Here is an 8,769-nt window from a genome sequence, read left to right as displayed (position 1 = left end):
CACGTGAAGCTAACCAGTACTAATTGATCGATCGGCTTGATTGATCCCTCTTGCTAATTGAACATTCTGACTTCTTGCGCAGCGGTAAAACCCGCCATGCAAAAACACAAAACAACCAATATCGCACATCACAAAAACTCCGATCTCTTCGCTGTGTTTCGACGGCCCGGTGGCCATAGCGGCCGGGAACCACCTGATCCCATCCCGAACTCAGAAGTGAAACCTGCCTGCGCCGATGGTACTTTGTCTTAAGGCACGGGAGAGTAGGTCACCGCCGGGCCTTCTAAACACAGCTCCATATTCCCTAATCACACAAAACATCCAGCGCCGCCTCACTCCATGATGCGGCGTTATCTGTTTAACCCACCGGTTAAAAATACACCCTGACGCGGGGTGGAGCAGCCCGGTAGCTCGTCAGGCTCATAACCTGAAGGCCGCAGGTTCAAATCCTGCCCCCGCAACCAAATAAAAAGGCGGTCCCTTCCGGGGCCGCTTTTTTTATTTGATCACGTGAAGAGCCTTTAAACCTCTGATCTTCCTGCGTTATGGGCCTGTGCTCATAACTTGAAGGCTGAGGCTGTGAAGAAATCGCTCCAGTGGAGCGATTTTAAGCCGAAGGTTGAGCACGGGCGGAGCCCGCGCGCAGACTGCGGAGGTTCGACGCATCCTCCATCCCGTCTGCAATCCGCGCCCCCATATCTTTTTCCAAAAAAGTTCTTGATTTGTTCTTTTGTTTATGGCATAAGATAAAAGTCAACGGGGGAAATGCACCCGGACCGAAACCCGCGAGGCCTTGAGCCTTGCGGGTTTTTGCGTTTGGGGCTGGATGAAAGAGGTGATCAGGATGATGCGGCAAAGAGACGGACAGAGACAGAGACACGGGCCGTGCGGCGGGGTGCTCCGCAGGATATGGGGTGGCGGATGGCGGAGCCGTTACGGCGGGATTCTGCCCAAGGACTAAGGGGACTAATCCGGTCATTTGTCATGACGGGAGAGGTGCGTCTTGTTGGAAAAGGAGCGTTGAATTTGCCGGGAGCGGCAGCGATGGCAGCAGCGGGCAGCGGTGATCTGTGACCCGTCAATGGTGGACCAGTGGGGGCCCGTGCGCCCGAAGTGTGTCCGGACCTCGGCGGTTAGCGGAAAGTGCCGTCGTTGCCGAAAGTGATCGGAGCGGGTAGTGGGCCCGAAGGCCGTCGGAGAATGAGGATAGCAGACGCCCGAGATGCGTCCGGGCTTCATCGGTTGCGGGAAATGCCGTGATGGCCGGAGGTGATGGGAGCGGGTCGTGGGCCGAGGTTGCCTGTTGGTGAGGATGGCGGAGGCCCGAGATGTGTCCGGGGGTCATCGGTTGCCGGAAGAGTCGCCTTGGCCGGGAGTGACCGGAGCGAGGGGTGAGCCCGAAGGCCGTCTGTTGGTGAAGCTGGCGGAGGCCCGAGGTTTGTCTGGGCTTCATCAATTGCCGGAAATGTCGCGATGGCCGGAGGTGATCGGAGCGGGTAGTGGGCCCGAAGATCGTTCGTCGGTGAGGATGGTGGACGCCCGAGGTTTGTCTGGGCATCATCGGTTGCCGGAAATGTCGCCTTGGCCGGGAGTGACCGGAGTGGGCTGTGAGCCCGAGGTGGTCAGTTGGCGAGGATGGCGGAGGCCGGAGCTCTGTCCGGGCTCCATCGGTTGCCGGAAGAGTCGTGATGGCCGGGAGTGATCGGAGCGAGGGGGGAGCCTGAAGGTCGTCTGTTGGCGAGCATGGCGGAGGTCCGAGCTCTGTCCGGGCTTCATCGGTTGTCGGAAATGTCGCCATGGCCGGGAGTGACCGGAGCGGGTCGTGGGCCGAGGTTGCCTGTTGGCGAGGCTGGCGGAGGCCCGAGGTTTGTCGGGGCTTCATCAATTGCCGGAAATGTCGCGATGGCCGGGAGTGACCGGAGCGGGTCGTGGGCCGAGGCTGCCTGTTGGTGAAGCTGGCGGAGGCCGGAGCTCTGTCCGGGCTTCATCAATTGCCGGAAATATCGTAATGGCCGGGAGTGATCGGACCAAGGAGCGGACCCGATGGTCGTCTGTTGGCGAGGATGGCAGAAGCCCGCGGTTTGTGTCCGGCGTCTGTGGTTGCCGGAGGAAGTTCGGTTTTACGATGCCTTTGCCGTGAAACGGGATCGCGCCACGTATAGCGCCTTTCGCGAGAAACGGATCGAATGTATCAACGGGTCTGATCTGGCATCCTTTGGCTGTACCCCAAGATACAGCCAAAGTGATCTTTATGCGTGATCCGGTGCGGAGGCATCAGACCTTTATACCGAACAGTTTTTCCGCATTTCGGAACGCAATTTTTTCCTTGGCCTCCCGGGGAAGATCGACTGCGCGAAACCAGTCGGTGCCCTGCTTCATGTCTGCAAACGGGTAATCGGTTCCAAACATCACGCGGTCCACACTGATGTATTTCAGCAAAAGATGAAGCAGTTCATCCTGGAAAAATGCGCTGGTCGTGTACCAGAAATTGTCATTGAAATACTGCCCGATAGGCCTGTTGAGCGAGCCTTCGGTCACATCGCCCAAATCTCCGACGATACGCTCGTAGTAGAATGGAAGGCCCTCTCCCATGTGGCCGATGATCATCTGCAGTTTGGGGAATCTGTCGAACACCCCGGTCATGATCAGTCGAAGGCATTGCGTAAGCACTTCCTGGTGCCATCCATATCCTGAACCACTGAGAATGTAGTCCTGATATTCGTCATTATATCCGGGCCGCGCAATGCGGTAGTAAATGTCGAAGACTTCCTTGGGCGGGAAACCCGGATGCAGGTATATCGGCACGCCCAGTGCCTCGGCACGTGCCAGAAGGGGCTCGAAATCGGGATGGTCGAGAAACTTTTTGCCAATGAAGCCATTGGTCATGGCACCGACAAAACCATCCCTGCTAACGGCGCGTTCCAGTTCGTCTGCTGATGCCGCCGGGTCCTGCAGCGGCAGGGTTGCATAGGCCCGGAACCGCCCCGGATAGGTGACCATCGGGCCCGTGGCAATCATCCTGTTGAGGCGATAGGCAAAATCGATGCCTTCCTGACCCGCGAGATCCTGCACGCCCGGCGTATGTGCCGAGAGGATCTGAACATTGATCCCCGCCTGATCCATGGCCCCGATGCGGCCAGGGCCGAGCTCGGCAAGACCGGTTTCCCTGAGGTATTCGACGTGATCATCGTTAATCGCGTTCTGCGCAATCAGCTCGTCGGTGGTATAGGTTTCTTCGGTGGCGATAAAGGGCAGGTCGTGGTCTCGCAACGCGATGATCGAAGACGTCTCTGTCGCGGCCGCGCGGGAGATAATGGCAGGTGCGGCCAATCCGGCACCAACACCAAGTGCCGCCGCGCCCCCCAGAAAGCTGCGGCGTCCGATTGCGAGGCTATGTTGGGGTTTTTCGGTCGGTTTCATGTCAATTTCAAATCCGCTTTTATTGTGGTGTGCCGTTGGGGTGCTGTTTTCGTCATCATGTTGGCGTGAAGGGGGTTCTGCGTGCCCGTGTGCGCACCAGACATCGGATCAACGGGCAAAAGAGATGCTCCTTCGGGGGGATTGGCGCAGACCGCAAGGCGGGATACACAGCGGGATAAAAGACAGGACATCTATCCGCCGCCTCAGGCCAAACCGGGACACCCTGTTGAGGTTCCGCAACTAGGGCAGATAGATCAGCGGTGTCAGCCATCCCTTTTCCTGCATCAGCTTGATGGCTTCAAAGATCGGCCCAGCCGCCAGAAACCACATCGCATCGCGTGTTGTGGTTAAAAACAGTGCCGGTTTGCACAGCAGGTTTTCCTCATCCCGCCAGCGAAACCAGGTCGGGCGAAAACGGGGGACGGTATTTTGATAGCGCCGGAATGCCTTGCCAAAACGTTCCGAGAGCAATGCCTCTTCGTGGCTGACAACATTGCGAAACACCATCCAGCACAGGCCGGCAAACAAACAGCCAAGCACGATACTGCCGGTCTGTGCGCCGACGCCGAATGCGCCGATCATGTTGAAAACGTAAAGTGGATTTCGGCAGCTCGAATAAGGCCCGGTGGTGACAAGCTCTGTTTTCTTGCGCCCACCGATATAAAGGGAGCACCAGCCACGCCCGAAGATGCATAGGCCAATCGCAAACAGCCCGGTGGCTTCGATCATGTCGTGAAGCTCGCTCTGGCGCTCCGCCATCGCCTGGCTTCCGGCAACAAGAACCAGAAGCACGACAACGCCAATTCGAAGGATACGTTTTCGTCGGCGCTGTATGGTGCGCAGAGCCGCGCCATCGGGAAGCGCCCCCGGCGTCTGGTTTGATGTGTCTTTACGGGCGGAACCGAGTTCGACCGAACGCGACATGAAATTCACTCCTGCAAGATCAAGCCGCAGAAGTCATATCGTCAGGGGCTGGTGCTGGCGTCCGGTACTGCATAACCGGTCGTTCGGATGGCCCTCCCGGACGTATGGCCGCCGACATATGCCGGGCGGCGGGATACTCCGCAGGATATGGGGCGGCGGATGGCGGAGCCATTACGGCGGGATTCTGTCCAAGGATTAAGGGGACTAACCCGGTCATTTGCCATGACGGGAGAGGTTCGTTTTCTCGAGGAGAGAAGGATAAATCTGCCGGGAGTGGCGGATTGGCCCGTCCACGGTGGACAGGTGGGGGATTCCGTGGTGACGGATCTTGGCGATTAAATGCTATTGGTCGAGGCACCATATTGCAGCCTTGGTCTCTGTCTTAGTCAGCTTCGCAAAAAAAAACCTCTGATCTTGCTGTAATTTTCCTGTGCTCATAATTGACGGTTTCGAGGGCGCGTCAGTCTTTAAGCCGAAGGGCGCAAAGGTGCTAGGTCGCGTGCAGGCTGCGTTAGCGCGTGCACTTTTATTCAATCGGAAAACTATTCCTTATAAAAATATAAAAAACTCAACTTCTCAGCCAACTCATTGAGGAGATAAATCTCCGCAGAAAATTAGATTGTAGGTATCTTTTGCTTGCATAGTTTTGTTGATACTATTTGCAAATATAGTTTGAAAAATACTTTGTGATTGCTCGTCTGGAGAGAGACGTTGTGTCTGAACTAACTAGAAAAGTATATTTGCCTCCTGAAATCGCTGATGCAGCGAAGGCTGGAAACCTTGTGCTGTTCGTTGGGGCAGGCGTTTCTCGTCTAGTTGGACTGCCTGCTTGGGATGGTCTAGCCAAGTACGTTTTGGAAGATATCCGCAAGAAAGGATTTCTGAATTACTTTGAGATTCAGTATCTGGAAAAGTTGGATCCGAAGAAGCAACTATCAATTGCTGATATTATTGCAAAAGAGAACAAATTTAAATTGGATTTCAAAAAGTACCTAATTCCACCTGAGAGTGAGTGTAAGATTTATGAATACGTAAACTCTATCGGGTGTTCATATGTTACTACAAATTATGATGACCTAATTAAACCTTTTTTGATGGAAAATGAAAAAGAGACACCATCTGAGACTAAGAGAATATATCATAAAGAAAAAATGTTAGCGGGTGTTTTAAATGAGCGGTCTGTCGTTGTTCATTTGCACGGGTTCATGGAGGACCGAGATTCCATGGTGGTTACTGCTAGGGAATATTTGGAGCACTATGAAAATGCTAATGTCCAACAATTTCTTGGGGAGTTATTTGCTAAGAAAACAGTATTATTCATCGGCTATGGCTTAGAGGAGGCGGAAATCTTAGAGCACATTCTTCGGCGAGGTTCAGTTGGATCTGAGAGTGAGCGAAAGAGATTTTTGATTGATGGGTTTTTCGGAGCTGAGCAGTCACTTTATAGTCAGCTTGAAAGCTACTACAATAAATCATTCGGTGTTCACTTAATTGGATTTATCAGAGATAATGAAGACTACCGCGGGCTAGAAACTATGCTTCGTAGTTGGAAAGATGAGATTGAGGTTCGAGATACACTTCTAACAGAAGACTACGATTTCTTGGTGAGGACGTTGAAGGATGAGTAATCTTACAGTGGACGACCAAGATTTGTTGGCGCGTATAGAGAAAAAGCCCGAGTTGAGGTCTGTTTTCTTCAGGAAAATTTCAGCCCCCAAGTGGTTTGACGTACTTGTTGAAAAAGGATATTTCAATCCGGAAAACATTCCTTCTCCGACAGAGGCGGACGAAAAAGGATATGTGAGAATTCCAGTCTGGGAGGCCTTAGAATATCTTGTCAGGCTTTCTCCTAAGCTTGTTCAGGAAAACGACAAGAATAGAATTGGGAAAATCATTGAGATTTTAGTTGATTCAACTGAGTATGCGGAAAAAAAAGAAATTAGCAACTACCAAGTTTGGTGGAGATTTGCGGAAATTCTTAGCGCATTTCCATCTGACTTGATCCCAAATGAAATCTCGAAATCAGTTCGTTATTGGTTAAGTGATATTTATGACTCATCTGTAGTCAGTAGCTCTTTATCGAAAGATATTTTGAATACTGCATTGGAGGGAAAATCATCTAATTCAAGAAATCTCGCGATATCTTTGATAGACGTATTTTTTGACTTTGAGATAAAGATCACCAAACAGAAAAGTGGAGATAGAAAGGAGGCTAATCTCCTCTTGGATAAACATTACGCATTAAAAATCGTGAAGAAAAACGGGCGTGAATTTGGCCGAGTTTTGGGAAGAGAAGTCATAGATTTACTATCTAATAAATTAAGTAATTTGGTTTTTGAGTTGGAGAATGGAAAGTGGTCGCATGTGTGGCAGCCAGCAATAGAAGATCATGATCAAAATAAATATCACAATGATGCCGAAAATATTTTGGTGTTTGCCGTGCGTGAGGCATTGTTGGGGATTTCTAGCGTAAATATAGAAGAGACCAAGAGAATAGTACGTGAATTAATTGGATCCAAAATTGATATTTTACATCGGATTGCAATTCATTTGGCAACATTTTGCGATGAAATTGCTGCCGGGTTCAGAAGTGATATTCTTGTTGGAAAGTATTTTAATTCGCATTTTCGTCACGAAGTTTGGATGTTCTTGAAGAAACGGTATCCTGAGTTCGAACCTAGTCAAAAAAAACAGGTATTGGCGATTATAGACGGCTTGAAACAATTTGATGAAGACGGAAAACAGTTGGTTGGACCGTCCGCATATGAGCAGGCATGTTGGGTTGCCGCCATTCAAGAATATGGGAAAGCAGAGAGGGAGCTCTATGATCGGTTGACTGAGGTGGCGCAATCTCAGCCAGAGCACCCGGATTTCACGAATTACTTCACTATGCGTTGGGGGGGGAGGCCATCACCATTTAGTGTCACCCAACTAGGGGCGATGGAGGTGGAGGAGTTAATAAAATCACTCTCTGACTATACGCAAGAGAAGGGCTGGGATAAGCCAGGTATTGAAGGGTTAACCAAGGTACTTATTGAAGTCTTTAAATTGGCTCCATTGAAGTATTGGCAACATTTTGATTCGTTATTTGAGTTGGATTTTGCTTACGTGCATTCCGTTCTCAAAGCTTACTCGGAAATGTGGAATGACAAAACTTCTTTGCCTTGGGCGGACATCTGGCCATCGATCATTAACTCCATAACTAATATGGTTTCAAAAGCAGAGTTCTGGTCTGAGAATAAAGCTAAGCAGAGAGAAGACTTTGTTGCTAATCGGCATTGGGTAGTGAGTTGTATAGCGGAGCTTCTTGAGAGTGGGGCGAAGTCGGACGATCACGCTTTTCCGGAAGAAGTTCATGATGACGTGTTTGCCTTACTCATTAAACTTCTTGATGAACAAGAAAGTCCAGAGTTCGGCGAAAATGACGATCCTGTTTCAATCGCAATAAACAGCCCTAGAGGACGTTGCATTGAAGCTTTCGTAAATCTGACTTTGCGAGAATGCAGGTTACGTGACTCCAAAACTAACGGAGATCACAAGACCGTTTGGGAGCGGTTTGAGCCTCACTACAACAAGGAACTTAATAAAGCTGGCTCGTACGAGTTTTCCACACTCATGGGGCAGTATTTACCCAATTTCTTATATATGTCGCGTGATTGGACGATAAAGAACCTACCTGTGTTGTTCAGTGAAGAGGATGAAAAAAAGTGGGCATGTGCGATCGAGGGATATGCGTACGTGAATGCTGTATATTCTGACGTTTACGAATTCTTAGAGCGCTCTGGGATGCTGCTTAAGGTTCTCGATAGCGGAAAGTTCGATGGTCGGATTGAAGATAAAATTATCCAGAACATTGTGATTAATTTCATTACGATTTGGCCAAATGGAGCCGAGCAACATACCCTGATAAAGGTTTTAGAGCGGAAGCATTCTGAAGAAATTCGACACATAGTTCATTTTATCAGTGGACTTAGAAAATCGGAGAATTCCAAGCTCCCAGATATAGTCCGAATGTTATGGTCAAAAATTATAGATGAGCTTGATACCACGACAGAGGAAGGAAGATTGGTAGCTTCGGACCTTTGTAAGTGGACCAGCTTTTTCTCGTCAGTTGAAAATGCAGATGAAGAGTTAATTGCGTTCGTCATCCCATTTTCTGACGTGAACTTTAATTCGTATTCTGTGTTGGAAAATTTGGCGCGTATAAGCGTAAGGCAGCCGCTTCAGGCAGGTAAGCTATGGTTGCAGATGTTGACTAATTCTGCTGCGGATTATCCAGAAGAAGCAATTAGAGAAATATTTCGAAATATGCATGCTTCGGGCAAAGATTCTCAGAGATTAGCTGATGAAATCGCTGACAGTTATCTTAAGAAAAGAGTCCTGCGACCATTGGAGATATGGCAAGACTATAGAGAAAGCTGATTG

The 8,769-nt window shown here is 50.1% G+C and carries 4 protein-coding genes, 1 tRNA gene and 1 rRNA gene; 4 read left to right on the top strand and 2 right to left on the bottom strand.

The annotated features are described in order from the left end of the window. The first annotated feature begins 165 nt into the window (after positions 1-165). Together rrf and ABIE64_RS15040 are read left to right on the top strand one after the other, a co-directional pair. Positions 166-280, top strand: a 5S ribosomal RNA gene (gene rrf, locus ABIE64_RS15045). Between the two features lie 107 nt (positions 281-387). Then, positions 388-464: transfer RNA gene (locus tag ABIE64_RS15040), tRNA-Met, on the top strand. Positions 465-2,274: 1,810 nt separating this feature from the next. Here ABIE64_RS15040 and ABIE64_RS15035 read toward each other — a convergent pair. After that, positions 2,275-3,420: an amidohydrolase family protein gene (locus tag ABIE64_RS15035; protein WP_354377845.1), complete on the bottom strand. Its 1,146-nt coding sequence runs from the start codon at positions 3,418-3,420 to the stop codon at positions 2,275-2,277. A gap of 240 nt (positions 3,421-3,660) precedes the next feature. Further along, positions 3,661-4,344 carry a methyltransferase family protein gene (locus ABIE64_RS15030; protein ID WP_354377844.1) on the bottom strand — a complete coding sequence of 228 codons (684 nt, stop codon included), beginning with the start codon at positions 4,342-4,344 and terminating at the stop codon, positions 3,661-3,663. Positions 4,345-5,057: 713 nt separating this feature from the next. On the opposite strand from ABIE64_RS15030, the gene ABIE64_RS15025 reads away from it, so the two are divergent. Together ABIE64_RS15025 and ABIE64_RS15020 are read left to right on the top strand one after the other, a co-directional pair. Next, positions 5,058-5,972, top strand: a complete 915-nt coding sequence (locus tag ABIE64_RS15025) for an SIR2 family protein (RefSeq protein ID WP_354377843.1) — start codon at positions 5,058-5,060, stop codon at positions 5,970-5,972. Continuing rightward, a complete protein-coding gene (locus tag ABIE64_RS15020; RefSeq protein ID WP_354377842.1) occupies positions 5,965-8,766 on the top strand; it encodes a hypothetical protein in 2,802 nt (933 codons plus the stop codon). Before ABIE64_RS15025 ends, ABIE64_RS15020 begins: the two co-directional genes overlap by 8 nt. The last annotated feature ends 3 nt before the right edge of the window (positions 8,767-8,769 follow it).

This window comes from Thalassospira sp. MBR-102 (assembly GCF_040549275.1).
GTDB lineage: Bacteria > Pseudomonadota > Alphaproteobacteria > Rhodospirillales > Thalassospiraceae > Thalassospira > Thalassospira xiamenensis.
This window is presented reverse-complemented; position numbering and strand designations above follow the sequence as displayed.